This window comes from Micromonospora sp. FIMYZ51 (assembly GCF_038246755.1).
Lineage (GTDB): Bacteria > Actinomycetota > Actinomycetes > Mycobacteriales > Micromonosporaceae > Micromonospora.
In genome coordinates this window covers 2,619,990-2,645,488 of the sequence record NZ_CP134706.1, presented here as the reverse complement: position 1 = coordinate 2,645,488, position 25,499 = coordinate 2,619,990, and the positions used below count along the sequence as shown (strand labels likewise).

Sequence of the window (25,499 nt, the reverse complement as noted above, 5' to 3'; positions counted from 1 at the left end):
ACAGTTGCATCAAGCGTCCGAGTGGTAGGCGAGGTTAACGGTGAGTGCGGCCAGAGCGAGTCCGAAGAACAGTGCCCAGGCGCCGAGTCGGAAATTACCCGCCCGCACATGTGCGCCCAGCGCGCCGAGGAAGTACAAGACCAAACCGGCTGCCGCGAGCGTACCCACGACCGGCACGACGAACCCAACCAGCAAGCCGAGCGCGCCCGCGCCCAGGAGCATTCCCAATGGCCGTACCCACGATCGGGGTATCCGATTGCGGTCCGCCTCCGCCTTCGGGTATTCGTGGCCGATCACGTTTGCGATGGCAGCCGAACCGTTGAGGGCTGAGGCGACCAGGGTCACCGTGAGATAGATGGCGAACATCGGCGTCTCCCATATCCATGAAAGCGGCGGTCTACGAGTCGCTCACGGACGAGGCGCTGACCCCAATTTGTGACACGGTGCTGAGTGTTCTAAGTCACATCGCTATGGCTGTCAGCTTCTGTGGGTTGCTGACGACGTGAATGGTCTGAACCAGACCCTCCACCATGTGCAGGGTCATCGCGAGCACCGGTGTTCCGTCACAGCGGACGACGACACCGGGGCCACCGTTGAGGTGGAGCACCCGGGCCATCGAGCCCACCGGCTGTTGCCGGGAGAGCACGACGATGGCCCGGGCCACGATCTCCGAACCGTGGATCGGCCTGCGTGGTGCACCGGTGAGGCCGCCGCCGTCGCTGACCATCGTCACGTTCGGTGCCAGAACCTCGATCAGAGCGGTGATGTCACCACCGGCACAGGCGGCCAGGAAGCGCTCGGTCACCTGCTGCCGGGTCACGGGATCGCTGTCATATCGGCGCCGGCGGCTCTCGACCGCCTTCCGAGCCCGGTGCGCAAGTTGCCGTACCGCCGGCTCCCCACGCCCCACGAACTGCGCGATCTCGGCGTACGGGTACCCGAACGCCTCGCTCAGCACGAACACCGCGCGTTCCAACGGAGACAACGTCTCCAGGACGAGCAGCAGGGCAGTGGAAACAGAATCGGCAAGGACCACATCGTCGGCGATGTCCGGCCGGGTGAGGATGGGCTCAGGCAGCCACGGTCCGACGTACGACTCGCGCCGCATACGGGCGCTGCGCAGTTGATCAATCGCCAGCCGGATGGTCACCCGAACCAGAAAGGCTTCGGCGTCCACCACCGTGGCCGGTTCGACGCGACTCCACCGCAGCCAAGCCTCCTGCACTACGTCTTCGGCTTCCTTGACGCTGCCGAGCACCCGGTACGCGACCGCGTACAACAGGCCACGATGCTTCACGAAGGGCGGCTCGTGCTGGTCACCTAACGCTTTCCCGGCCACCCTTCCCATGATCCGGCATAGCGCGTCAGGTGTTCAGACGGGCCACGGTGGACCGCCACGCAAGCCTCCCGTCGAGGGCATCATCGCCATCGGCGGACGACCGGCCAGCACCCGTACGGACTTTGCATCTCTTCCGGGGGCATCCGCTTCTGCCCCCGAGTGGGCGCGCTGAAGACACCGCCCCCTCTGATCTCGTCGCTGCCCGAGCTGTGGGAGGTCTCCGCGCTGGGCATCGTCCGGACCATCGTGGGTGAAGGCGATTCACGAGTACAGGTTGACAAGCGACGGGCCGCGTCTCGTTGGCAAGGCCAGCGGTCATGGGCATGCCTGGCGCGCGGTGGCCGGCGAGCATGCCGATTTCAGGGGCAGCGCCTACCCGGAGGGAACCGAATGGCGCGCCGGCGATCGGCTATGGCGGGTGGAGCGCCTCTCCCACAGTGACATTCTGCGCGTCGACCCGCAGTTGCGGGCACTGCTGGACACCATGCGTGATCTCGCCGAGCGGCATGGCGGCGACAACGTACGGCTGATTGTGTGGTTCGACAGTTAGCAACTGGCAGCCTGTTCGGGCGTAGACGTCACCCTAGGCTGGGGGTGCTGCCACGGCTGCTGCTCCGTACCGCGTCGATGACGAGCCGTATCCTCGCTCGCAGCTCGTCGCTACCGAGGCTGTGGATCTGGGCCGCATGGATGGGGCTCATCTCGTCGTAGTGCCAGTGATCAGTCGGAGTTCATCGGTGCCGTAGAGCCCGATGACCTCGGTTCTCGTCCTGCCGCGTTCCTGCCGGTCTCAGCCGTATCGCTCGACGAGCGCGTTGCCGATCGAGGCCAGGTGGTCTCGCACGCCCGGAGGGCCGGTCACCTCGATCCACTCGACAAGCCCGGCAAGCTCGCCAGCGAGTTTGTACTCGTCGTTGCCGCGGATCACGACCTCGATGCGGCCGTCGGCCGTGGAGCCTCCCACTTCGAGCCGACCGCCGAATCCCATCCGGAGCACGCCTATCCCGTGCGGCGCGCACACCGCCCGGACCTCGAGGGGCATTCGTTTGCGCTCGACCTCGTCGGCGATCGCGCGCCAGCCCTCGGCAAGGTCGAAGTCCTCCGGCCGGTGCACGGGGTCGCAGGTCGGGTCGGCGGACGAGACGCGGTCGATTCGGAAGGTCCGCCGACCGGCCTCGGTGTTGGCGACGAGGTACCACGACGGGCCTTTGGCGACGATGCCCAGCGGATGGACGGTCCGCTCGGTTTCGGTGCCGTCGCGGTCGACGTAGCCGAGCCGGACCTGGACACCGCGGATCACCGCGTCCTGGAGCGCGTCGAGGAAGCGAGGCGGTCGGGGCTCGACGCGGCTCGCCCCCCATTGCTGCGGGTCCGTGACGAGCGACGACGCTGCCGCCTCGGCCTGCACCCGGAAGGGTTCCGGCAGGGCATGGACGAGCTTGCGCAGCGCCGCTCTAACAGCCGGCGTCGCAGCCGAGACCGGGCCAGCGACCAGGAAAAGGGCGCGGGCCTCACCCGCGGTCAACCCGGACAGGTCGGTGCGGGCACCGCCCACGAGGCGCCAGCCGCCGCCTCGGCCCTGCATGGAGTACACCGGGACCCCGGCCATACCCAGGGCGTCGAGGTCACGACGGGCGGTGCGCTCGGAGATCTCCAACTCCCGGGCAACCTCCGCTGCGGTCACCTGCTCGCGCTGTTGCAGCAGAAGGAGGATGGCCATCAACCGGTCGGCTCGCACTCCGGCAACACTTCCACAGAAACCGGTCAGGAGGTGACCGGTTTGGGTCGGCAGGATGCCGGCATGACAACTGATTTTCCCGAGCCCACCCGCATTTCGGTCAACGGTGTGGAACTCGAAGTCTTCGAAGCCGGCCGGCAGAACGCGGGGAACCCCATCGTGCTCTGCCACGGATGGCCGGAGCACGCCTTCTCCTGGCGCCATCAGATGCCCGCCCTCGCAGCAGCGGGCTACCACGTCATCGTCCCGAACCAGCGGGGTTACGGCAACTCGTCCCGCCCGGCCGAAGTCACCGACTACGACATCGCACACCTGTCAGGTGACCTCGTCGCACTGCTCGATCACTACGGATACGTAGATGCCACCTTCGTTGGTCATGACTGGGGCGCAGCCGTCGTCTGGGGCCTGACCCTGTTGCACCCGAACCGGGTCAGCAAGGTGATCAACCTGAGCCTGCCGTACCTCGAGCGCGGGGATAAGCCCTGGATCGAGTTCATGGAGGATGTGCTCGGTAGCGACTTCTACTTCGTCCACTTCAACCGGCAGCCGGGCGTCGCGGACGCCGTGTTCGAGGAGAACACGTTCCAGTTCCTGCGGAACATGTACCGGAAGGACGTGCCCCTCGCGGAGCCGCAGCCGGGCTGCGCGTTGATCAACCTCGCCAGAGCGGAAACCCCAGTCGGTGAGCCCATCATGAGCGACAGCGAACTGGCCGTCTTCGTCTCCGCCTTCGAATCAACAGGTTTCACGGGCAGTTTGAACTGGTACCGAAACCTGGACCGCAATTGGCGTCTGCTGGCGGACGTGGACACGATCATCCGACAGCCCACCCTCATGATCTACGGCGACCGCGACCCGGTGGCGAGGTCTGAAAGACTGAAAGAATTTGTGCCCAATGTGGAAGTAGTCAGTCTGGATTGCGGTCATTGGATTCAGCAGGAAAAGCCGGAAGAAACAAACCAGGCGATCCTCAGGTGGCTGGCACAGCGGGCCGCCGCGTAGCACCGCAGCAGGAGATTCGCTTCCCGGACCGCTGACGGTCTGCGGACCGTAGTCGCTGGTTCGGCCCTGCGCTGCGGGCCCTTCAGTGCATAGCCAGACGCCGCCTGGTCAGTCGGTGCAGGATTCCGGGGCCGGTTCGGGGTCGCCGGAAGGTGTGCCGAGTCGTGCACGCTCCGACGTTCATGTGCGGACGACGGACTCTCGTCGGCATGAGCGCGCCGCGTCAGGTCGTGGAGGTGCGTGCCGCTGATAGGGCTCGCGCGCAAAGACGGGTCCCGAACGCCTGGCTCAGGACCGTCGAGCAAGGCTGATCTTCAGTCGAGCGGGACTCCGATCGAGGGTTCTCTCGGTCGAGTTGCTTCGCTTGTCCATGGGCGGGGTGGTGGGTCACTGCGGAGGTGTCGGGCGGGTGAGGGCTTGACGGGGTCCAGTGGTGCCCGCTCGGCCGTTGAGGGCGAGGTCCGCTACCTCGGCGGCGCATCCCCACGACAGGGTGACGCCGGCTCCGCCGTGGCCGTAGGCATGTACGAGCCGGCGGCCGGATTGGCTCGACGGGTCGAGCTCGACTCGGGGGCCGCCGTAGCGTGCCGGCCGTAGTCCGATCCTTTCGCCGAGCACTGGCGCGTCGGCCAGCTCTGGTACCAGGTCGACGCACCGGCGCCGGATCGCCGCAGCGGTGTCCGGGTCGGGCGCGGTGTGCCCCACACCCGGCTGGTACGTGCCGCCGAGGACAACGTCGTGTCGGCGCGGGTGCACGTACGTGATCCCGGCCGGATGGTCCTCGTCGCGTACCGAGACGGTCAGGCCCGGATTCGCCACCAGCACCAGATGCCCGCGCACCGGGTACACGGCCGGGTCGGCGGCGAGCCGGCCGGCGGCCAACCCGGTGGCGTTGACGACCGTCGGCGCGATGTCGAACGCGTCGGCGAGCCATCGCACCCGACGGCGCAGCAGCCGCCCGCCACCGGCCGTCAACCGCTGCCGAAGCCAGGCCAAGTACGGCGACATCTCCACCGTCGGCGCGGTGAACCGCAGCTGTGCCGTGTACGGCGGCGCCGCCGACCCCGCCACCAGGTCTGCACACGCCGGTGCCCACCAGGGCGGGCCGGCGTACGGGTCGCGCAGCAGCATCCGGGTCGGCCGGTCGACCACCCCCGGCACGCCGCCGGCCGCCTGGCGGCTCAGCTCCGTGTACGTCTGCCGCGCCCAATCCAACACCCGCCGGTCCTCGTCCGTGTGGGTCGGGTACCAGACCGCAGCGGCCACCGTGGACACCGTGTCCGCCGGGTCGTCGGCGAACAGCACGGTTACCCGTGCCCCTCGCTGCTGAAGAGTCACCGCCGCCGTCATGCCGATGACCCCACCGCCGAGCACCACCACGTCCGCCGCTGCCGTCATCGTCCGCTCCCGTCACTCGTGTCGCTGGCCTCGAATCGTCGTCGTACCGGCGAACCGTTGTCCAAGACGGATTCGAAGGCCAGCGATAAGTGGCGCTTATGATGGGTCCATGTCCGACGCGTCGGCCCCGTACGCCTGGTCGGACCTGCGCCGACTGCGATACTTCGCGGTGCTCGCCGAGGAACTGCACTTCACCCGGGCCGCCGCCCGGCTGCGCATCGCCCAACCCGCGCTCAGCCAGCAGATCCGCGCCCTGGAGCGTCAGCTCGGCGTGCCACTCGTGCACCGCACCAGCCGGGGCTGCACCCTGACGCAGGTAGGGGCGCGGGTCGCCGACGAAACCGCCCGACTACTCGCCGACGTGGACGCCTCAACCGCTCGCATTCGGAACCTGGTACGCGGGCGGGGTGGCCAGCTGCGGCTGGCCTACACCCGTTCGGCGCGCGGCGGCCGGGTCGACGACCTGGTGACCCGGTTCCGGGCCGCCCACCCCGACGTCGAGGTGGTCCCGGAGACGGCCTGGACCGCGCCGAACGTGGCCGGCCTGCTCACCGGCCGGCTCGACGCGGCGTTCGTCCGCCCGCCGATCGACGAGCCCGCGCTGGCCTGGCAGACAGTCGACACCGAGGAACTGCTGCTCGCCCTGCCCGTAGGCCATCCCCTGGCCGCCGGACGCCGTCGGATCAGCCGAACCGAAGTGGTCGACCTACCAGTCGTGATGTGGCCACGGGAGAACGGCCCCGGCATGTTCGACCGGACAATCGCCCAAGTCTGGCCCCACGGCGGCTTCCGACTCGTGCGACAGGAAGCAGACGACGAACAGCTACTGCGGGCGGTGGCGCAGGGAGACGTGGTCGCGGCCGTCCCGGCCGGCCGAGCCCGCGCACTGCGGATGCGCGGGGTACGCCTGCGTCGGTTCACCGCGCCGACACCCACCGTGGACGTCGCACTTGCCTGGCCCCGGGACAACACGAACCCGGCACTACGCCGCTTCCTCGCCCTGATCGAGAAGTTCCCATCAGTGGACTAGCGATAGTCACATCGCGTACGGCGAGGTGAAGAACGACCGAATCCTGACGCGCGGCGCACGCACGACCGGCGGCATGTGCGGGAACATGATGTTGAGGCGTGCGTCTTGGCGTGGTTGGTCAGTCATCGGGCTACGGCGTAGCCCAAGGACCACGGCGGCGGACACGACGACGTGGCCCGGGGCGAGGTCCTGGGCGCTCGTCGCGGCGGCCTCGGCGTGGCTTCGGTAGCGGGTAGCGCCCGGCTGTTCCGGGTCGATGTCCTCGCTGTGCAGGACCGCGCCGATGCGTACGCTCGCGGCCTCGGCGTATAGGTCGGCCTTCGCGCGGGCCGCGGCGACTGCCTGGCGCCGAGCCTCGGCCCGTAGGGCGGGGTCCGGCGCCGGGCACCGCTGGCCTCACGATCAGCCTGCCCGGCAAACGATGACCACGCTCGCAGAACCCACCGGACGCTTGGCAACCGCCACCGGCCGGCGCGCGTGCGGCGCGCGTGCGGCGTGCGTGCGGCGCTCGTCGTACGGGAACCGATCGCCACGGGGACGTTAGGTGTTTCATTGACGGTCGACATCGAAGTGTCTAATGTTCAAATAAACATTCTTCGATGGAGGTGTCATGAGACGAACCAGGGCAGCGCTGGCTGGAGTGGCCAGCTTCCTGCTCCTCACCGTGGGTTTTGTCGCCCTGTCTGCGCCGGCGTCCGCCGCGTCGCTGGTCGAGGTGACCAACTTCGGCAACAACCCGGGCGGCATGCGGATGCACATATACGTGCCGGACAACCGGCCCGCCAATCCGGCGATAGTGGTAGCCATGCACGGCTGCGGCGGATCGGGGCCGGGCTTCTACTCGGGCAGCGAATTCGCCTCGCTGTCGAACCAGTACGGGTTCATCGTGATCTACCCGAGTGCCATGCAGGAGGCCGGGTTCGGCAAGTGTTTCGACACCTGGTCGGACGCGTCCAAGCGCCGTGGTGGCGGCAGCGACCCGGTCTCCATCGAGTCGATGGTGAACTACGCCCGGACGCAGCACGGTGGTGACATCAACCGGGTCTACGCCACCGGCAGCTCGTCCGGCGGCATGATGACCCAGCACATGCTCGCGGTCTACCCCGACCTGTTCAAGGCGGGTGCATCCTTCATGGGCGTGCCCTTCAACTGTTTCGCCAACGCTGCCGCCTACCCGCCCGGCGGATCCTGCACCAACGGCACGATGAACCGGACTCCCCAGCAGTGGGGTGACCTGGTTCGGGCGGCGTACCCCGGCTACACGGGCCCTCGCCCGCCGATCCAACTGTGGCACGGCACCAACGACACCCTCGTGCCCTACTCCCTGTTGCAGGAGTCGGTCGAGCAGTGGACCAACGTGCACGGGCTGAGCCAGACCCCGACGTCCACCGACACCCCGCAGCCCAACTGGAACCGCCGCCGCTTCGGCACCCAGGTCGAGGCATACGCCATCCAGGGCGCCGGGCACAGCCTGCCGTCGAGCGGCATGGCGCGGGTCGCCATCCAGTTCTTCGGCTTGGACCGCTCGACCTCACCTACCACTCCGCCGCCGACTGGTACGCCGACGCCGACCCCCACCAACAACCCGACCACACCGCCACCCACCTCACCACCCGGCTCCGCCAGCGAAATCATCGGCACTCAATCCAACCGATGCATCGACGTACCCAACGCCTCCCGCAACAACGGCACCCGGGTCCAGCTCTACGACTGCAACAAGCAGACCAACCAGGCATGGACCTACACCGCCAACAAACAACTACAGGTCTACGGCAACATGTGCCTCGACGCCGCAGGTTCCGGCAACGGCGCCGCAGTCCAGATCTACAGCTGCCACAACCAGACCAACCAACAATGGAACATCAATTCCAACGGCACCATCAGCGGCGTCCAGTCCGGACGATGCCTCGACGCCTGGAGCACCAACAACGGCGCCCAAATCCAGCTCTACGACTGCCACGGGCAGACCAACCAGCAATTCCGACTCGCCCGCCTCGCATAACAATCATGACCCACACGACAAACTGAACCGGGCGGGCCCGACACCACGCCGAGCCCGCCCGAAGGCGGCCACCTGACGGGGCGGAACGCTGACGGCGGCCTGAAGCGGATCCGAGGAGATCCTGGTTGCTCAGCTACCTACATGGCGACCGAAAGCGTCTCGATCCAACAGGCTGCGACCTTTGCAGCCAGCAGGGATTGGGCCTCCCCGGCGTCCGCCCAGGTCAGGAACACTCCCGTACCCGAGATCTTCGGCCCGTTTTCGCTGCCCACGTCGAACAGATCACCGAAGCGACCCTGCGCCGACTCACCGGACGCCACACCATGACCCCGGACGAGATCCGCGTGGCAACCCTGGAAACATCACCACCGTCACCCAGGACACCATGCGCGCCGAAGAGATCATGGCCGCCGCCCGTCTCGGTGACTGGGGCGTACGCACCATCCGCACCGTCGGCATCGACCTCGTCGACGGCGTCGAGGTGCAGATCCCCGCCGACGACAAACGCATGACCGTACGCCGCAACCCCGTCACCGGCGCCACCGAGTACCTCGGTGTTGTCGGCACCGACTACACGGTCGTCCAGAACGAGGCTCCCCCGGAGCACCCGCGCCGCCAGGCACCCGCCCGGCGGGGTCAAAACCGTCGGAGTTGGCAGATCGAGCCGATCAGCCAATCCCGCATGGATCGTCACGACGGATGCCGCCGTCCAGTCGACAAGCGATGGTGACACGCTGATGATCTTTACAAGGCTCGAACGCCGTGCGAGCGTCGGTTTGTGCTCCCCATTGGCCTTAGCAACTCCGCAGACGCATCACCGCAGGCTCCGCTCGGGGTCCTCGGAGTTCTGTGCCTTACGTTCGCCCTCGGAAACCTCGTCCTGCGGCTGTGGGCCGAACGCCGGCTACGAGCAGGCAGAACGCTGCCGGGGCCATTCCGCGTACTTCGCCTGTTCGTCAACCACCCGAAGCTCTTCTTCGGTGCCCTCTGCACGCAGATCACGATCGGCGTCCTGCTGTTGGTCACCGCCATCGTCGCGACCAATCGTTGAGAGTCGGCTCTCCCGTCGACCGTCTACGGCAAGACTTCCTCAAGGGGTCGGTCTCCTCAGCGCGCCCGCTCGGCGGCATACGGTTTTGTGGCGGTCGCCGGGATGAACGTGGTGAACCTGCGAAATCAGTGGCGAGTGACCGCGACGCACTGGGACAGTCCCCGCGCTGCCCGGCGGTCAGCACGATCGACAACGGCTTCTGCCCCTGCTCGCCTGCTAGGGCCCGGGTCGAAGTCCTCGGTCGAGCCGAGGCGGAGTCCAGGCGGCGGTCCGGCAAGGCGCAGGTTCGTCGTCAGTCCACCCCGCGACCGTCCGAGCGCATGATCGGCTGGCTCGACCGCCACGCCGCCGGGCGGCTCGACCTGCACATCCCCTTTTTACTTGCATCCGCGCGGACGTCGACCCAGACCCTAGGGCACCGCCACCGCCGCGTCGTTGCCGGGCATCCGGGTCACGCTGGGCAGCTGCGGCACGGCCTCTGTTGAGTGGCTACTCATCTCGTTGGCCGGGCACATCGCGGCGTGTAGGAACGTATGCCAGGCGATGTCGATGGGGTGCGGGTCGGGCAGGCCGGCCTGGTAGTGGCTGATGTTGATCCCGGACGATACTTGGCGAGCACCGTCTCGGCTGTGCATCGAGATCGTCAGGTGACCGATCACCGCGCCGTCGTGGCCCCAGAACACGCCACACGGGGTGGGCAGCGAGTAGATGCCGAGACCGTAGCCGCCGGCTTCGGGCATGTCCGGCAGCATCGGTACTGCGTCGAGCATCTCGTTGAGGGCGGCCGGGCTGAGCAGGTCGCCGCGCAGCAGTGCCCGGAAGAACGTGTTCAGGTCCGCCGTGGTGGCGATCATCTCGCCCGCCGTCCACGCCCAACTCATGTTGAACTTGCTGAGGTCGCGAGTCCCGAACAGGGCGAAGTAGGCGCCACTGTGCGGGCCACGGATCGTGGGATCGTTGCCGGGGAAGGAGGTCCCAGTGAGCCGTAGTGGCCGCAGGATGCGCTGCTGGATCTCCGCCGTCGCGCTGTTGCCGGTGACCGCTTCAATCAACAGTCCGGCCAGGACGTAGTTGGTGTTCGAGTAGTTGAACCTGGCGCCCGGGGCGTTGGTGGGCGGCATTGCCAGGCCCGTGGCGACCAGTTCCGCTGGAGCGTACGTGGTGACCTGCATCCGGCTGATCGCCGCGTACGAGTCGATCATCGCGTTGGTGTAGTTGCCGATACCGCTGGTGTGGTTCAGCAGCATCCGGACGGTGACCTGGGAGCCGAGCTCACCCGGCACGATGTCAGGCAGCCACCGCCCGATCGGGTCGTCGAGGCCCAGCCGGCTCTCGTCAACCAGTTGCAGCACGGTGGTGGCGACGAACGTTTTGGTGATGCTGCCGATTCGGTGCCGCATCTGTGGCTGCATCGGTCGGGGTCTGGTCAGATACGCCTGGCCGGCGGCGTCGCGCCAGTCACGCTGGCCGCTGCGCACGGCGGCCAGCACGCCTGGGACACCGGCCTCGGGCACCGCGGCGAGCGCGGCGCGCAACTCGGCGCGATCCAGTCCGCCGACGGCAGGACCATCGGCGGACGGTCCGCTGTCGACCGGCCCGGTGGGCGCGGCGGGCCGCGCGGCGACGGATGCGGGTACGACAGCGATCGTGACCATCAGCGCTGCGCTGGTCGTGACGATCTTCAGTGTCCGAGAAAGACTAGACATACCCACATGTTTGATGCGTCCCGAACTGAACGCATCCTGCTCAGGCGCGAGATTCGACTCCCACTGGGGAGTGAGCCGGGATCGACCATTGGCGGACCGGCTCCGCGCAGTCGGGCCTACGAAGCCAGCGCTACCAGCGACAGCGGCGGGATCCCGTAAGCCGACTGCGCTGACTGACGGGACCACGGCACGAACCCAGCGAGTCGCGCCCCACGCGGCATGAGCCGGACGTTCAGACACAGTCCCAGAAGAAGCAGCCTTCCCGCTGGTCCGCACTGACAAAGGCGTATCCGGAACCGCCGCCGAAGTTGAGTGCGTAATCGTCGTCGCCCCACCCCTCGGCGTCAAACGTCCCCCGCCAGGGACTCTTCGCCTCGAGTCATGAACAGGTAACTCATCCGCAGGCTCGGGCCCGGCAGCGGGAACCGCCCGATTAAGATCATCGGTGACCCGAATTGGGCGGATACCGGCCAGAACAGCTCGTCTAACCAGACCGGCAGCCCACCGAGCTTGGCGACCGGATTGTCGATCGGGGTGAGGCTGGGCCGCCATGACATCTCCAACCGGGGCATCAGCCACGGATCGAACGGCCCGGTCGCCGACGAAGAGCGACTCGAACCTTCCAACCACGCCATGGCCACGCCTTCCTGTTGCCCCGCGCACGGCGCTGCTTCGACTCTACGGCGCGGCCATCTGCTCTTCGGCCCGACCGGACGCTGACGGGCGAGCGCTCGGCGGCATAGAAAGGACACTGTGCGCCTGCACCAGCAAATGACACCGGAGGGTCGAGGTAAGTCGCGGTGAGCCCGCCCGCGCAGGGCGGACCCCCGTCATCCGGGCAGTTTGGACGCCGGGTGCCAGTACCGGTCAATGGCGTCGCCCACCATGGTGAAAGCTGTTCCCCGCCCGGAACGAGGGTATGAGAAGACGTCTCGCCGCAGAATGCCTCGAAGCTCGATGGGCTGCGGCTTGCGCTGGTCAGTAACAGCTCCGCGCGATGTCATCTGGAAGAGGCTCATAGGGGCTACGCGGCCCGCGACTCCAGATAGCCGCTGCACCGGCCGGCAAAGCGTGACCGACACCGCTGGCCGGTAATGCTCCCGCGCTGCGGCCCGGTCGCCCTCCATCCACCGAATGCAGCGATCAAGAGCGCTGAGACCCGCTGCCGATGGCCTCGGCAGCGGGTCTCAGCCGGGCAGGAGGCTTCAGGCTGTGGTGGGCTTCGCCGCGGCAAGCGCCTCGCGTACGACCTGCGCGCTTGCTGGCGTACCGGGAAGCACCCCGTAAGCGCCGTAGGGAGTCACATAGACCGGGGTGTCCCGTTGAGTGCGCCAGTTTTCGGCGAGCGGGCCGGCGTCCACGGTGTCGAAGCCCAGGCTGTCGAACAGCTCGGTGACCGCCTGCTTGGCGGCCGCGTCGTCACCGGCGATCGGCAGCGCAGACCGGTCCGGACTGCCAGCCGGTCGCGCCAGGGACCGCAGGTGTTCGAACCAGATGTTGTTGAAACCCTTCACCACGCGGGATTCCGGAAGCTGCTTCTGCATCAGCTCACCCGTGGTGGTGGAGCCGTCCTCGATCGCGTCGAAGACGCCGTCGCGTTCCGGGTAGTAGTTGTTGGTGTCGATGACCACCTTGCCAGCGAGGGGCTGCGCCGGGACGTCCCGGTACGCCCGCAGCGGCACGGTCACCACCACGATGTCACCGACCGCGGCTGCCTCCGCGGGGGTCGCCCCGCGCGCCTTCGATCCAAGCTCGGACACCAGGTCCTGGAGGGTCTGCGGGCCACGGGAGTTGCTCAGCACCACGTCATGACCGGCGGCGACCGCCAACCGCGCTACAGTGCTTCCGATGTTGCCACTGCCGATGAGTCCGATCGTCGTCATGTCAGCGCGAACCTCGACGACCCTCAACCGATTCCGGCCGGCGGCACACCGTGACGGGTAGCACACCTCGACCGACACACACCGACCGTGCCTGCCGCGCGGTCAGCACCCGATGACAGCGGCATGAGCGCGCATTCGGTCGTGAGGATCGCTGGTGGGCCGGGCCGTACGTCGGGCAGCATTCAAGCCGCGTGCCGGCGAGCGACGAAGACGTCGGCCTCCGATATTCGTCCAGCGAGGCGACCGGCCTCGTGGATCTGGTCGTCCGTCATCATCGGGACGATCTTGTGTGCCTCATGGATGCCGTCGCCAATGCTGGCGCTGAGCATGGCGAGGTACCAACGCAGCGCCTGGACGAGGTCGACGGGACCACCGAAGCCGTCGCGATACCAGCACGCTGCCGCGAACATGCAACCCGGGTGCCCGATCTCGGCGCCCCGGACGTACCACCGCAACGCCTCGTCATCGATATCAAGCTCGCTGAGGCGGTTCGCAAGATGCGGATATGCCTCATGCACTCCGGCTTCCGCTGCCCGCCGAAGCCACCGCACAGCCTCGTGGTGATCGCTTTCCTTGACGCCGAGGTTGTAGGCCGCGTAACCGTCGCCGGCCTGCGCCGCCGCCCGATACAGCGCCATCGCCCGGGTCGGGTCGTCCAGCCCGTCGGCGCCGCCGTCGAGCAGAAACGCCAGCGAGCGCTGCGCCTCCGGGTCACCGTCGGCGGCGGCGGCCTCCAGCAGCTCAGCACCGGCGACCTGCTCGTCGAGGTGAAACGCAAGAATGACGCCGAGCATCGTCCGGGCACGGCTCTGATCCGCCGACAGCTCACGCAGACGCGGCACGAGCAACTCCAGTTGCCGCTGCGCTCCTGTGTCCCCCTCCTTCACCGCGCGCAGGAACCACTGCGCCGCCAGGACCGGGTCATGCCGCTGACCGGCGTACAGCGTGCCGAGGTCGAACGAGACCTGACCTGCGTCGGTCACCGCGGCCGCCAGCAGCAGCCGTTCCGCTTCGACGTCGTCTGCCGTGACACCCTGCCCGGTGGCGTACATGATGCCGGCCATACGAAAGGCCGCGGAATCGCCGAGATCCGCCGCGCGGCGGTACCAGGTCAACCCGACCGCGTACCGTCGCGCGTTCGCGTGGATCGCTCCGAGGTTGTATGCGGCCTCCGCGCTGCCCAGATCGGCGGCACGCTCGTACAGCGACAGCTTCCTGGCCGTGTCCACCGGCCCGCCGAGCCCTTCTCCGGCAAGCTGAGCTGACAGCAACAACGCGTCAGGGTCGTCGCCAGCCAGCTCCAACAGCTCCCGGGCCGTCCCGTACTCCTGCCGCTCAACAGCCAACAGACCCTGCTCGTACGCCGTCAACGCCACGATCGGCAGTGTAGGGCCTCCGGACGACGCTACGAATGCATCCGATTCACCGGAACCGAATGCGCGCACATCGGCCGAATCCGGATGTCGCATCACGATGCTGTCAGGCATCATCATCGCGTGGATGCCCGCCGGACGATCGTCCTGGTCGATGGCCTTCGTTCGTTCGTGGATGGTGCCCAGGTGGCCCGTACCAGCGCCGCCGGAGTTGAACTTCTCGATCGGTACCGGGACCGCCGTTTGGACGAGCTGTGGCTGGACCACGATCTCGGTGGGACGACACGATCTGGCCGGTCGTAGAGGTCCTGGAGCGGGCCGCCTTCGACAAGCGTCCCTTTGACATCGGCGTCATCAACGTCCACTCCGCCAACCCGACCGGCGCCGCGAAGATCGCCCAGGTCCTGCGGCACTGGGGGTATCGCGTCGGGGTCTACCGACGTCGGCTATCTCGACGGCCCCGCCTGAGCTGACCGGCTCGAACGCCCCGTCCGACGGCCGCCACACTCGCACGGGCGGTAGGTCCGGATGCCTGTTCAGGCGGCGATGACAGGCCGCTGGGAGCCCGCAGCCAGAGCGGTCCCAATCTTCAGCGGGCATATCGCAGGCGCAGTCGAGGCAAGCCGTCTCGGCGCTGACCTCGGTCGCAAGTCGCATCTTGGGGTCGGGGTTCTTGCTGTTCAACGGCGGTGAGAGACGGTCGCGAGGCCGGCCTGGACGACCTCCTCTAAGACACCTACGCCTCAGCCATCCACGTACTCGCCCAGACCAGCACGCCCGGCAAGGCGAGCAGCCCGCGACCGTCATCGGGTTCGAGACGATCCAGCAGAGGATTGCCGGAGCAGTCGGCACCATCACCCGCGCGGCCCCTGCGCTGAAGTGGGGCTGCGGTTGGCCGGGCCCGCAGCGGAATGAGCACACCGTCGACGTCGATAAAAATCAACGCTCGGCCGTCCCCGGCAGACACCCCCGAACCGTACCGCTCATCGGCGATCAGCGGTCATCGGCATCAGCGACCCGTACTTGCCGCAGCACGCCAAGCGCGTGAGCGTGCATTGTCACCGAGGTTTCGGAGACGCCCTGAAGGTGCGTGAGGGTGTGGTGCTGTTTCGGCATAGGTTCTCCGGGTGACCGTGTATGACATCGCCGCCAAGCTGCCTTCCATCGACGTACTGCGAGACCGCTGCAAGGCGCTTGCCGTGCTGGAGTGCATCGTCAACGGTGGCGAGCCCTACTACGCCTACACCCTCGCCTGGGGTGACGACGAAGCGGCACTGATGAACAACGGCAGCGGCGACGAGTGGGCGGTCGTGTTCACCGCCCACGGCGCGTTCATCCGGGTGTTCGCCCACGAGTCGGCCATGACGCCCTACCGCGATCCGGACCACGAACTGTGGCCCGGACTGCTCGACGGCATTCCGTCGGCGTTCCGTCCGCAGATCGAGGAACCAGCGTTCGGCGACGAGGAGGGACAGTTCCTCGCCACCGCCGTACTGTGGCGGCTCTGCGGTGACGACCGCTGGTACGCAGGCGAAGACATCACCTTCCCCGCGCTCCGCGGACCGTACGACGACAACGCCTCGGACGGCTCTGGCCTACTCGAAATCCTGCTCGACGACATCGCCGACCAGTACGTCACGTTCGCCGAGGACTACTACGAGATCGAGGTGGACCGGACGGTGGTCGAGCACATCGTCGCGCACCGCCCGCTCACTGACGCCGTTGTGAAGGCATTGAACCCGGAAGGAACAGTTGCCGGACTGCACGAGGACATCGCCACCATTGGATATCCGATCGCAGCAGCGTGACGTCAGAGCCACACCTGGGCCAACTTCGACAGCACGCTGGTCCCTCACCGGGCAGATTCCGGCCGCCCGACCAGACCCCGCGCGACTTGCGGCAGATCAGTGCGAACATCGGGCGTTGTAGCGAACGATCTGTACTAGGGGTTGCGGTAGGCCCCTGTCCCACCCTCGCCGTCGTGGATCTGCACTTGGTAGTGCCCTGTGCCCTGTGCGCCGTCACCTGTGTGCTGTGCTGGGCCTGCAATGTGTTCTGGGGAGTCGAACCCCTGCGCCTGCCCTCGGCGCGCCAGGAGTGAACCGGAATACCCGCCGGCTCTCGGGTTCGTGCACGCCTCCACGTCGGCTACCTGCTCCGCAACCTCTCAGTCCAGCAGGTCGACCTCCCAGTTCGTCCGCTGGATCACCGTGTCGACCTCGCGAAGTTGCCGGGCGAGGTCGTCGGCCCGGCTGCGTAGTTGCGCCACCGGCAGGGCCGGGATCATCTTCAGTTCCGACCGCAACTGCCGAAACCCGCGCTGGCCCTCTCCGGCAGCGGCGTCCGCGGCAGAGGTGACCACGCTGTGCTGCACGCGAAGCACGTCGCGGTGTGCCAGCGCGTCGGTCAGTGTGCCACCGTCGACCGGCGTGGCGGCGTTGGTGCGATTGATTCGTCGCATCAGCGACTCCAGTTCCCCGAGGACCACGCCCGCCTCGGCAAGGAGGGCCGCAGCGTCCTCAGCAGGCGTCTCGCCCTCCTGGTATCGAGCGCTGGCCACGATGCGGGCACGGAGTTGTTCGGCGCGACGCGCCGCATCCGCGCGCAGCGCAAGAGCCTCAGCAAGCTTCATGGGCACCAGTATGACCAGTGAAGATCAACGCCGCCTGCCAATTACGCGGGCCACGGGCAAGAAGGAGCAGCAAGGGCGGTCGCCGATTGCCGGCCAGGTACGAGGACCACGCAGATGCACTTGCGGCGGTTTCAATGCTCAAGCAGACCACCGATCGGGACGGGAACGACGTGGCCGGTCGGTGGGAGGGTCCGCGCGAGTGTCAGCCCGACGTCGACCAGCGACGATCGGCGCAGACGGGACACATTCGGTATCGAGGTCCAGACCACCTCGGCGGTTGCACCGTTCGGCTCGGGGCGCAGTGCGCCACCGGTGATGCGGACTTTGTAGAAAATGCCTACATTTTGGCGCTCGATCCCCAGTCGCGCCTCGGCGGCGGGAACCACCCTCGAGTCCACGCCCAGCAACCGTTCCACCAACCCATCGCAACCGGTCTCCTCGGCGAACTCGCGGATCACCGCATCGAACGGATCCTCCGCGTGTTCCACCTTGCCCCCTGGAAGGGTCCAGTTAGTGTCGCCGGTCGGCGAAACGCAGCGGGCGAGTAGAACCCGCCCGTCCTCGATGCATACGGCGTACGCCGCCAGCCGGAAACTCATCAGCACCTCCGGCCGGACCCTACGCCGCCGTCGGGCTGGAACATGGCCCATCGGGAGTGTGTCGAAATCGACACACTCCCCCGCCCGCAGTAAATGCGCGACGTGCTGTCGGCGTACAGGTCCGAGTACCGAGGTAGGTACAGCTGCAAGTACACACCTCGCCGATCTCGACCTACGCACGACGACCGCCCCCTCGGCTTGATGGCGATCCAAGTCGGTGACGCTGCGTGAGGGATTGCTGGCCCAGCCAATCCCTCGACGTGGGGATCTTGTCGATGGTCGCGAGCTGCGTTGGTCGCCGTTAGAAGCCTGCGGTGGTCTCGGGGCCTCACCCGGGCTGGCTGTCATCCGCACCGGCAGGGCAGCACCCGTAAGCCTGCTTCTGCCTTACCCATAGCGGCAGGTCACTCCTTGTCTGACCCGTCGGCGCGTGGCAGATGCGCCGGTACGGGGCTTGGCAGTAGAACCAGAACGTGAGGTTCCCCCGGTTCGCTGGAGGGTTGGTTACCTGGCGCCGGTGGGCTCAGGCTGAACGGTAGCGGTCTGGTCCTGTCGGGCCTGGTGGGCGTGCCAGGCGGTTTCGTACTCGTCTGGGGATCGCCAGGCGAGGTCTTTTTGAATGCGGCGGGTGTTGTACCAGCCGTCTATGTAGCTGAAGATGGCGTTCTCGGCCTCGTCGCGGTTCCGCCACGAGTTGCGGTAGACCAGTTCGATCTTCAACGTCGACCAGAAGTTCTCCATCAGGGCGTTGTCATAGCTGTCTCCAACGGACCCCATCGAGGGCAGGATCCCGTTGTCCGCGAGGCGTTGCGCGAAGCGGAACGACGTGTAGTTCGATCCCCTGTCCGAGTGGTGGATCAGTTGGCCGTCGCGGACGTCGCGCGACCAGATGCCGTATTCCAGAGCGCCGAGGATCAGGTCGGTGTCGCAGCGGTCGGAACACCGCCAGCCCACGATACGGTTGGAGAACACATCCCGCACGGCGGCTAGCCAGAACACGCCCTGCCCGCAGGGGATCCGGGTGGCGTCGGCGACCCACAACCGGTTCGGCGCCGGGGTGGTGAACTGCCGGTTGACCAGGTCCGGAGCGGGTGTCGCCTTCGGGTTCGACCGGGTGGACGGGATGCGCCACTTCTTGCGCAGGAACGCGCCTTGCAGGCCGGCGTCACGCATCAACCGCTCGACCCGCTTGCGACCGACGTGCCGGCCTTGGCGGCGCAGCATGGCGTGCACTCTCGGACTGCCGTAGGTGCCGCCGGAGACGTTGTGGATCTCGGCGATCTCCGCGGCCAACTCGGCGTCCTCGCGTCGCCGCGGTGACGGGTTGGCGGCCTGGGTGAGCCAGCCGTAGTAGGTGGAGACGGCGACGCCGAGGACCCGGAGGACGGGCTCGACCCCGAAGCGATCTTTCAGCTCGTCGACGAGCGTCACGACCGTCGCCGGGTCGGGTCGAGTTCCGAGGCGAAAAAAGCCGAGGCGGCCTTCAGGATCTCATTCGCCCGCTTCAACTCGGCGTTCTCCCGCCGCAGCCGACGCAACTCCTCCAACTCCGAGGTCGTCGGCCGGTCGTCACTCTGACCCCGGTCGGCCTCGTCCTGGCGGATCCAGTTCCGCAACGCTTCGTGGTGCACACCGAGCTGGCGGGCCAGTTGGCGGATCACGGGCTTCGGGTCCGACTCCCGATACAAGCGCACCGCACGTTCACGCAGCTCATCGGGGTACTTCTTCGGTGCTGCCACGGATGACTCCCTTCAGCTCCATCAGAGCATGATCGAAAGCCTCCGAGCTACCGGGGGAAGCTCAAGCAGCACCAACGCTGTGTGCCTGCCGAACAACGCGGTCACTGCCATCAGGGCAGGGTGTTCTGCGTCCCCTGCCTAGGAGTCGAACCTGTGCAAGCCGAACCGCTTGGATCGATACGAGCCTCGACGTTTGCGACCGAAGCGCAGGCCAAGTTGCCCACCGCCGGCCAGCCGAATGGCGGCCAAAGCTTACACCCGCCGGGCGCGCTCGCTGCCGCTCCGCCAGCCGGCTGTAGTATCAGCGCATGCGCACTCAAAATGCGCACCGATGCGGAAAATCTGTGTCCGAGGGGGGACTCGAACACCGGCTGGCCGGGCGATAGCCCGCAGCGTTGTCGGGGTTACCTTCCAGCATGCGGGCACGTCCTTCTGACGCGCGCCGGCCCGGGGTTTATCGGTCGCGGTCTTCCAGGTTGAGCCGGTGCCGGTCAGCGAATGCGCGGGCACGTACTTCGTTGCGGAACGCGGTGTCGATCTCGTCGTCCAGTTCGTCATCGGACACGTCGTCCTGCGGGCCGGCAGGCCGCTCGGCGTATTCCTGATAGACGAGCCAGCAGCCGCGTATTCCGTCAAGAAGGTCTTCGAGCATGTCGCGGGCGGGACGACGCGGGTCCAGAGTGGTCAACCGGATCGACGTGAACTCGACGTGCGCCTCGGGGTCATCCGCCCCGTACCGTTCCACGTTCTCATCCGCTTCTTCGATTTTGTCCCGTAGGTCATCGATGTCAGGCGCTTTGCCTTCGGCCACCGCCATGGCGTCCCGGATCATGCTGGTCACCACCTGCGTGGGCGACAGACCGATCTCCATCAGCTCCAGCACCGCGGTCGGCGTCGCGTGCGGTAGTGCCTCGATGTCGTCGGCTTCCACCACGATCTCGGTCACGGCGGTGCCGGACAGCTCCGAGGTCACCTCGGCGGCGGCCTGCAGCCAGTGTGCGGCCGCCACGCACGCCGAGGTCGGATCGAGATTGAGAAACAGCTCGCCCGCGCCGAGCGGGCTGTCGGTCAGGATCTGGTTGGCGGCGGCGACCTGGACCGGCGAGGCGTCTTGCCGGGTGAGTTGCACAGCCTGGATCGAACGCCCCGACAGATCACCCAGTTCGGCGCCTTCCACCGCGGCGATCTCGGCCTGCACATCGGCGATGACAGCTGCGGTGAGACCGGTGTCCCCGACAGCATGCAGGCAACGGCCCACCCGGTGGGCGTACTCCTCGACAGGGTCGTACGCGACCGCCAGCATGCCATCGCCGTCAGGCAGGTTCGGCTTGCCGATATACGACGTCACCGACGCGAACTCGTTGCGGGTCCGCTCTCGTCGCCACCCCTCACTGTTGAGCTCCAGGCTGTCAGCGGCGCTCGCCGGATGCGTGTAGCAGCGCCACAGCGCTTCGGACAACCGCGACAACTCGGCCGCCAACGCCAGCCGCTGCCTCGACGTCGCGCCCGCCGGCAGCGTCGCGACCCGAATCGCCACAGCCCCGTAGCCGGTTTCCCAACTCGCCATCAACTCGCCACGGCTCTCGTCGACCGCGTACCACGTCATCGCCGCCCCCATCCGAGAACTCGACGCAGCCTACCGGTGACGGCACGGTCACCCACGGCCCCGCGTGGGTGACCGCGCCAGCCGACCGACCTACACGCGCTCGCCGATACCCAGTCGCGCCTGTGTCTCCTGTGCCCGTTCGGCTGCGGCGCTGGCGCCGTAGTGGCGGGGCATGTCCTCCGAGGTCCAGCCGAGCAGCAGCATCAGGTCCCCGGTGTCGTCGCCGGCGCGTTTCCACTCGTGGGCGAAGCTGTGCCGCCACCGGTGGGCGTGCACGTCCGCCACCCCGGCCGCCGCCCCCAGCCGCTTGAGCAGGATCTTGATACCGTTCGGACTCAACGCTGCGGTGCCTCGTTCAGCCAGCCACAAGTTCGGCAGGGCAGCGCCCTTGTGCTTGTCCCGGGCCCGCAGATACCGCGACAACGCCCGGGCCGTCTTCGGCCCGAACCGCACCCGCCGATCCTTCGCACCCTTGCCGTGGAAACGCACCGACTCCGTGTTCAGATCCACATCAGCGACCAGAAGATTGCCGACCTCGGACAGGCGTGCGCCGGTGTTGCAGTACAGCCGGATCAACGCCTCGTCGCGCAGGTTCGCGAAGCCTTTACCCTTGCAGGCGTCGAGAAGCTTGCTGGTGTCCTCGTCGCGCATGACCGGGATCAGCTTGCGGGGCGTCTTCGGCTGCCGCACCCGCTGCATCGGCGAGCGGTCGATGGCCTCCTCGTCGAGGAGCAGCCACTTGAAGAACTGCTGCAGCCCCTTGTGCTTGTTCACCGCCGTCGACGCGGACCTGGTCTCGATCATCCAACCTTGGAACGCCTCGACATGCGCCCGCGTCACCGCACACGGATCCTCGGCCGCGTCCACGGCGTCCGGATCCGGCGACTGCTCCCTCAGGTAGCGGCCAAGCTGCGCGGCGGCGAGCAGATAGTTGTAGCGGGTGGTCTCCGGATAGTTCCCCGCCCGCAGGGACCGGTCCCAGTCGCGGAGGAACCCGGCCCAGGTCCGGGACAGTCCGACGGTGAGTTTTTGAAGATCCAGTAGTGGCATGACAACCTGCCCGAGTCAAGGAGTCCAACAGCGGCGTGCTAGACCAGGCATCCATGCCGAGCAATAAAATGAGGGCTCCCGCAAGTCTCTGACCTGCTGAAACCCTCTCGCTGTCGGGACGGCCGGATTCGAACCGACGACCCCTTGACCCCCAGGACGATTCGCCACACGTCCACACACGTCACGCACGCTATTCCCAAGATCAGGCCGTGCAGTCGACGGGATGCCGCCCACGATCGCGCATAACGAGTGGTCCCCACCTGGTCCCCCGAATGCTGGCGCGCTTGGCTGCCGCACCACGGTTTAGAAAGTGTGGACACGGGCGGAAGCCGCTCGGCAGTGACCTGGCTTGACCTGCGCCGCCACGCTGGTCGCCACGCCTAGTACGGCAGCCGCCGTTCGGGATCATGGTTGAAGTTCGAGGTTGAGGCGGTGTGTGTAGTGGGCTCGTCGGGCTCGGGCTTGGTGCCGTCGCCGCCAGCCTGACCAGTGCAAGCGGTGGGCGAGGTCGCTGATCGGGCGGATGATGCAGGCATTGATCAGCCGGCGGATTTCGTTGACCGTCAGCTTGATCAGTCCGGTGTCGGTCGGGTTGTCGGCGGCGTCGGCGGCGCAGATCGCCAGGACAGCGAGGGCGGCCAGGGCCAGGGTGGTGAACCGGTGCCAGGAGTCCCAGCGGCGAACCTGGTGCTGGTCCAGGCCGACCTGGCCCTTGGCGGCCTGGAAGCTCTCCTCAACGGTCCAGCGGATGCCCGCGACCCGCACGAGCTGCACGAGAGTCGCGGGCTTGGGGGTCCAGCAGCGGTAGAAGGCCAGCTCGCCGGTGGTCGTGTTGCGGCGGATCAGCAGGCTGTGTCGGCCGTCGTCGTCGGGGTCGGCATCGGTGCACGCGTCGTCGAGCCAGGCCCAGTCGTAGAAGCGCGGGCCCTTGGACCCGGCACCAGCCGATCGGCGTTGCCACGCCGTGGCGGGCAGGTCGGCGGCCACCCGGTCGGCCCGGACGCGGGTCTTGCCGCCGTCGAGCGGCACCAGATGACTGCGGGACACCGCCAGGACATAGCCGAGCCGGCGTTCGCGCAGCACGGCACGGAAGGCGCTGCTGTTGCCGTAGGCCTCGTCCGCAGCGACCCACCCGGCCGGGACACCGGCGTCGAGGGCTGCGGTGATCATGTCGGCGGCCAGCTCGCACCGAGTCGCGAACCCGACCTCGTCAGGCACCCCGCCGCGGCGCAGCGGTCACGGTCGTCGGTCCACGACACCGGCAGATACACCCGCCGGTCGATCAGGGTGTGCCCGTGCCTGCTGGCGTAGGCCAGGAACACCCCAACCTGGCTATTCTCGATCCGGCCGGCCGTGCCCGTGTACTGCCGCTGCACCCCGACGGTGTGCATGCCCTTCTTCAGATCACCGGTCTCATCCGGGATCAGGACCGCGTCCGGGTCACCGAACCGGCCCGCGACCAGAGCCCGAAGGTCATCACGCACGGCGTCGGCATCCCACACCGCCCGGTACAACAGCCGCTGCATCGCATCCGGCCGGCCGTGTCCGGCCTGCTCCGCCAACTGCCAACACGTCTTGACCTCAAGGTCAGACAGCAGACCGGTCACGAACGCCGCCGCCGCACGACGCGGCTCCACCCGCCCGAACCGGCCCGCGAAGCAGCCGAGCACCCCGGCCACGACCCGCTCCCACCCGACACGGTCTACGCTGTGGCCTGCGGCCACCGCCCGATCTGAAGTTATGTCCACAACGTACAGACGATCACGCGGTGGCCGCCACGCGTCCACCCCACCTCAGCAGCAAGATCTCAAACGGCGGCTGCCGTACTAGGAACTGACCGCCGCTGACCGCCGTCGCGCCACCCAGCGGGCATGCATCGGGCACAGCAGGCCCAGGAAGAGACGAGAGGGTCGACTGGTTGCTCGCGGTACCCTGCGTCTACTTAGGCCACCCGCCGCTGTCGGCTTGTGTCGGGCTGGCCCGGTGGGCAAGAGCAGGAAGGCTGCACAACTTGAGGCGGGTTAAGCGACTCATTTTCGAGCAGGAGGCCGCAGGCGGCGGCCGGCACGCCCCTAGGATGCCCAGGTTTGTGCTGAGCCTCTTTCTGGCTTTCGCGGCGGCATTTCTCGCCTCATGGCTTATCTTCCTGGGTCTGGCCCGTCTCTCCGGAGCGGGCAACCTGGGATGGATACCGCGCGTGGGCGACATTCCTAGACCAGACCTATTCGACCTAGTTCGGAGTACGGTTACCTCCGTCGGCCTGTTCGCGGGCGTCTTTGCAATTATTTATTCCTACCGAAAGCAACGAATCGAGGAGTCAGCCAGCCGACGCGCTGATGCAGAGATTCTGTCGAAGCGCTACCAGGATGCAGCATCGCTGCTTGGCCACGAATCAGCAGCAGTTCGCCTAGCCGGCGTCTACGCCTTAACCAAGCTGGCCGACGATGACGAATTGCAACGCCTAACCATATCGAATGTCCTTTGCGCATACCTGCGCATGCCCTATGAACCGGAAGGCGCTCCGGCGGGCGAGCGCGAAGTTAGGCATGCGATTATCCGAGCGATTGCCGAGCGTCTAGTCGACCCAGCCTCATCGACAAGTTGGTGTGGCTTCGATCTGGACTTCACCGATTGCGTCTTCGATGGTGGTTCTTTCACCGGTGCTTACTTCACGGCAGGGCGGGTATCGTTTGACGGCGCTCGCTTCATTGAAGGGCACACTCACTTTGATCGAACGCACTTCACCGGCGCCCACGTTTCATTCGGGGACGGAGACAGCCACGGCGCCGATTTCTGTGGCGGCAACGTAAGCTTCACAAGTGCCGAGTTCAGCGCCGGCTACGTGACGATGACATTCGCCAAGTTTACGGGAGGGATGATCAGCTTCGGCGACGCCAAATTCAAGAATGACGGCGCACTCTCTTTCAGCTCCGCTGATTTCAACGGGGCATGGCTCACGTTCGGGGGGCCGATTTGGATCGGGGCGACCATGAACGGTGGGCGCATAAGCTTCGCGGGCGCCAAGTTGGCCTCCGGACTAATTTCACTTGATGGCCTCGACATGACAGATGGCGAAATCTCCTTTGAGTCCGCCGAGTTTCGTGGAGCGGGTTTATCATTTTACCGAGCCGAATTGCGCGGCGGTAAAGTCGACTTCACGGATGCCAGATTCGAATCTGGGAAAATCTCATGGGAAGACGCTGGAGTCGCAGAGAATGTCGTACAGCCGTGGCCACTGCCCCGTTTCCCGAGGACGCCGAGACGCGTACCTCTGCCTAAGTGGCGCCGATTCCTTCCGCCTCGCGTCAGACGCAAGTTTCCCGGCGCGTAGGAGCCATGTCCTCGTCGGGC

At 67.0% G+C, this 25,499-nt stretch carries 22 protein-coding genes and 3 pseudogenes; 8 read left to right on the top strand and 17 right to left on the bottom strand.

Annotation, left to right across the window (positions count from 1 at the left end):
* Nucleotides 1–9: 9 nt before the first annotated feature.
* Nucleotides 10–366 carry a DoxX family protein gene (locus QQG74_RS12845; protein ID WP_341720509.1) on the bottom strand — a complete coding sequence of 119 codons (357 nt, stop codon included), beginning with the start codon at nt 364–366 and terminating at the stop codon, nt 10–12.
* A gap of 94 nt (nt 367–460) precedes the next feature.
* Nucleotides 461–1,348, bottom strand: coding sequence for an RNA polymerase sigma-70 factor (locus QQG74_RS12840; protein ID WP_341720508.1), 888 nt, complete (start codon nt 1,346–1,348; stop codon nt 461–463).
* Nucleotides 1,349–1,589: 241 nt separating this feature from the next.
* On the opposite strand from QQG74_RS12840, the gene QQG74_RS12835 reads away from it, so the two are divergent.
* Nucleotides 1,590–1,889: a hypothetical protein gene (locus QQG74_RS12835; protein ID WP_341720507.1), complete on the top strand. Its 300-nt coding sequence runs from the start codon at nt 1,590–1,592 to the stop codon at nt 1,887–1,889.
* Between the two features lie 240 nt (nt 1,890–2,129).
* Here QQG74_RS12835 and QQG74_RS12830 read toward each other — a convergent pair whose 3' ends face one another.
* On the bottom strand, nt 2,130–3,059 hold the full coding sequence (locus QQG74_RS12830; RefSeq protein ID WP_341720506.1) for a WYL domain-containing protein: 930 nt from the start codon (nt 3,057–3,059) through the stop codon (nt 2,130–2,132).
* On the opposite strand from QQG74_RS12830, the gene QQG74_RS12825 reads away from it, so the two are divergent.
* A complete protein-coding gene (locus QQG74_RS12825) occupies nt 3,036–4,079 on the top strand; it encodes an alpha/beta hydrolase (RefSeq protein ID WP_341720505.1) in 1,044 nt (347 codons plus the stop codon). The two genes, QQG74_RS12830 and QQG74_RS12825, sit on opposite strands and share 24 nt — an antisense overlap.
* Before the next feature lie 387 nt (nt 4,080–4,466).
* Here the strand turns inward: QQG74_RS12825 and QQG74_RS12820 are convergent, their stop codons facing one another.
* On the bottom strand, nt 4,467–5,477 hold the full coding sequence (locus QQG74_RS12820) for an FAD-dependent oxidoreductase (protein WP_341720504.1): 1,011 nt from the start codon (nt 5,475–5,477) through the stop codon (nt 4,467–4,469).
* Between the two features lie 109 nt (nt 5,478–5,586).
* Between QQG74_RS12820 and QQG74_RS12815 the strand changes: the two genes are divergently transcribed.
* Nucleotides 5,587–6,507, top strand: coding sequence for a LysR family transcriptional regulator (locus tag QQG74_RS12815; RefSeq protein ID WP_341720503.1), 921 nt, complete (start codon nt 5,587–5,589; stop codon nt 6,505–6,507).
* A gap of 610 nt (nt 6,508–7,117) precedes the next feature.
* Nucleotides 7,118–8,509: a PHB depolymerase family esterase gene (locus tag QQG74_RS12810; RefSeq protein ID WP_341720502.1), complete on the top strand. Its 1,392-nt coding sequence runs from the start codon at nt 7,118–7,120 to the stop codon at nt 8,507–8,509.
* Between the two features lie 137 nt (nt 8,510–8,646).
* On the opposite strand, the gene QQG74_RS12805 is transcribed toward QQG74_RS12810, so the two are convergent.
* Nucleotides 8,647–8,829, bottom strand: coding sequence for a hypothetical protein (locus tag QQG74_RS12805; protein ID WP_341720501.1), 183 nt, complete (start codon nt 8,827–8,829; stop codon nt 8,647–8,649).
* Nucleotides 8,830–8,894: 65 nt separating this feature from the next.
* Here QQG74_RS12805 and QQG74_RS12800 point away from each other — a divergent pair, with 65 nt between their 5' ends.
* Nucleotides 8,895–9,239 carry a hypothetical protein gene (locus QQG74_RS12800; RefSeq protein WP_341720500.1) on the top strand — a complete coding sequence of 115 codons (345 nt, stop codon included), beginning with the start codon at nt 8,895–8,897 and terminating at the stop codon, nt 9,237–9,239.
* Nucleotides 9,240–9,732: 493 nt separating this feature from the next.
* Here QQG74_RS12800 and QQG74_RS12795 read toward each other — a convergent pair.
* The 5 genes and pseudogenes from QQG74_RS12795 to QQG74_RS12775 form a co-directional block, all read right to left on the bottom strand.
* Nucleotides 9,733–9,934 (bottom strand): annotated as a pseudogene (locus QQG74_RS12795) (hypothetical protein); the annotation flags it as partial.
* Between the two features lie 36 nt (nt 9,935–9,970).
* Nucleotides 9,971–11,095 carry a serine hydrolase domain-containing protein gene (locus QQG74_RS12790; RefSeq protein WP_341721226.1) on the bottom strand — a complete coding sequence of 375 codons (1,125 nt, stop codon included), beginning with the start codon at nt 11,093–11,095 and terminating at the stop codon, nt 9,971–9,973.
* Between the two features lie 515 nt (nt 11,096–11,610).
* Nucleotides 11,611–11,901, bottom strand: coding sequence for a hypothetical protein (locus tag QQG74_RS12785; protein ID WP_341720499.1), 291 nt, complete (start codon nt 11,899–11,901; stop codon nt 11,611–11,613).
* A gap of 570 nt (nt 11,902–12,471) precedes the next feature.
* A complete protein-coding gene (locus QQG74_RS12780) occupies nt 12,472–13,176 on the bottom strand; it encodes an NADPH-dependent F420 reductase (RefSeq protein WP_341720498.1) in 705 nt (234 codons plus the stop codon).
* A gap of 155 nt (nt 13,177–13,331) precedes the next feature.
* Nucleotides 13,332–14,789, bottom strand: coding sequence for a tetratricopeptide repeat protein (locus QQG74_RS12775; RefSeq protein ID WP_341720497.1), 1,458 nt, complete (start codon nt 14,787–14,789; stop codon nt 13,332–13,334).
* On the opposite strand from QQG74_RS12775, the pseudogene QQG74_RS12770 reads away from it, so the two are divergent.
* Together QQG74_RS12770 and QQG74_RS12765 are read left to right on the top strand one after the other, a co-directional pair.
* Nucleotides 14,694–14,990 (top strand): annotated as a pseudogene (locus QQG74_RS12770) (cyclic-phosphate processing receiver domain-containing protein). The gene QQG74_RS12775 and the pseudogene QQG74_RS12770 sit on opposite strands and share 96 nt — an antisense overlap.
* A 659-nt stretch (nt 14,991–15,649) precedes the next feature.
* The gene (locus QQG74_RS12765) at nt 15,650–16,330 is read left to right on the top strand and encodes a hypothetical protein (RefSeq protein ID WP_341720496.1); all 681 of its coding nucleotides are present in this window, start codon (nt 15,650–15,652) and stop codon (nt 16,328–16,330) included.
* A gap of 359 nt (nt 16,331–16,689) precedes the next feature.
* Here QQG74_RS12765 and QQG74_RS12760 read toward each other — a convergent pair whose 3' ends face one another.
* The 7 genes and pseudogenes from QQG74_RS12760 to QQG74_RS12730 all read right to left on the bottom strand — a co-directional run bounded on the left by QQG74_RS12760 (nt 16,690) and on the right by QQG74_RS12730 (nt 23,827).
* Nucleotides 16,690–17,154, bottom strand: coding sequence for a DIP1984 family protein (locus QQG74_RS12760; protein WP_341720495.1), 465 nt, complete (start codon nt 17,152–17,154; stop codon nt 16,690–16,692).
* A gap of 131 nt (nt 17,155–17,285) precedes the next feature.
* Complete coding sequence (locus QQG74_RS12755) at nt 17,286–17,753, bottom strand: NUDIX domain-containing protein (RefSeq protein ID WP_341720494.1); 468 nt, start codon at nt 17,751–17,753, stop codon at nt 17,286–17,288.
* A gap of 504 nt (nt 17,754–18,257) precedes the next feature.
* Nucleotides 18,258–19,184: an IS3 family transposase gene (locus QQG74_RS12750; RefSeq protein WP_341720493.1), complete on the bottom strand. Its 927-nt coding sequence runs from the start codon at nt 19,182–19,184 to the stop codon at nt 18,258–18,260.
* The gene (locus QQG74_RS12745) at nt 19,181–19,492 is read right to left on the bottom strand and encodes a transposase (protein ID WP_341720492.1); all 312 of its coding nucleotides are present in this window, start codon (nt 19,490–19,492) and stop codon (nt 19,181–19,183) included. Before QQG74_RS12745 ends, QQG74_RS12750 begins: the two co-directional genes overlap by 4 nt.
* A gap of 454 nt (nt 19,493–19,946) precedes the next feature.
* Nucleotides 19,947–21,110 carry a hypothetical protein gene (locus QQG74_RS12740; protein ID WP_341720491.1) on the bottom strand — a complete coding sequence of 388 codons (1,164 nt, stop codon included), beginning with the start codon at nt 21,108–21,110 and terminating at the stop codon, nt 19,947–19,949.
* 78 nt (nt 21,111–21,188) lie between these two features.
* Nucleotides 21,189–22,148, bottom strand: a complete 960-nt coding sequence (locus QQG74_RS12735; RefSeq protein ID WP_341720490.1) for a tyrosine-type recombinase/integrase — start codon at nt 22,146–22,148, stop codon at nt 21,189–21,191.
* Nucleotides 22,149–22,553: 405 nt separating this feature from the next.
* Nucleotides 22,554–23,827 (bottom strand): annotated as a pseudogene (locus QQG74_RS12730) (IS701 family transposase).
* A gap of 410 nt (nt 23,828–24,237) precedes the next feature.
* Here QQG74_RS12730 and QQG74_RS12725 point away from each other — a divergent pair.
* Nucleotides 24,238–25,479, top strand: a complete 1,242-nt coding sequence (locus QQG74_RS12725) for a hypothetical protein (protein ID WP_341720489.1) — start codon at nt 24,238–24,240, stop codon at nt 25,477–25,479.
* The last annotated feature ends 20 nt before the right edge of the window (nt 25,480–25,499 follow it).

What these genes read in the sequence shown, in the direction of transcription:
- QQG74_RS12810 (WP_341720502.1), top strand. Translation starts at nt 7,118, where the DNA reads ATGAGACGAACCAGGGCAGCGCTGGCTGGAGTGGCCAGCTTCCTGCTC.
- QQG74_RS12755 (WP_341720494.1), bottom strand. Translation starts at nt 17,753, where the DNA reads ATGAGTTTCCGGCTGGCGGCGTACGCCGTATGCATCGAGGACGGGCGG.
- QQG74_RS12815 (WP_341720503.1), top strand. Translation starts at nt 5,587, where the DNA reads ATGTCCGACGCGTCGGCCCCGTACGCCTGGTCGGACCTGCGCCGACTG.
- QQG74_RS12830 (WP_341720506.1), bottom strand. Translation starts at nt 3,059, where the DNA reads ATGGCCATCCTCCTTCTGCTGCAACAGCGCGAGCAGGTGACCGCAGCG.
- QQG74_RS12800 (WP_341720500.1), top strand. Translation starts at nt 8,895, where the DNA reads ATGCGCGCCGAAGAGATCATGGCCGCCGCCCGTCTCGGTGACTGGGGC.
- QQG74_RS12740 (WP_341720491.1), bottom strand. Translation starts at nt 21,110, where the DNA reads ATGGGGGCGGCGATGACGTGGTACGCGGTCGACGAGAGCCGTGGCGAG.
- QQG74_RS12845 (WP_341720509.1), bottom strand. Translation starts at nt 366, where the DNA reads ATGTTCGCCATCTATCTCACGGTGACCCTGGTCGCCTCAGCCCTCAAC.
- QQG74_RS12785 (WP_341720499.1), bottom strand. Translation starts at nt 11,901, where the DNA reads ATGGCGTGGTTGGAAGGTTCGAGTCGCTCTTCGTCGGCGACCGGGCCG.
- QQG74_RS12735 (WP_341720490.1), bottom strand. Translation starts at nt 22,148, where the DNA reads ATGCCACTACTGGATCTTCAAAAACTCACCGTCGGACTGTCCCGGACC.
- QQG74_RS12820 (WP_341720504.1), bottom strand. Translation starts at nt 5,477, where the DNA reads ATGACGGCAGCGGCGGACGTGGTGGTGCTCGGCGGTGGGGTCATCGGC.
- QQG74_RS12840 (WP_341720508.1), bottom strand. Translation starts at nt 1,348, where the DNA reads ATGGGAAGGGTGGCCGGGAAAGCGTTAGGTGACCAGCACGAGCCGCCC.
- QQG74_RS12760 (WP_341720495.1), bottom strand. Translation starts at nt 17,154, where the DNA reads ATGAAGCTTGCTGAGGCTCTTGCGCTGCGCGCGGATGCGGCGCGTCGC.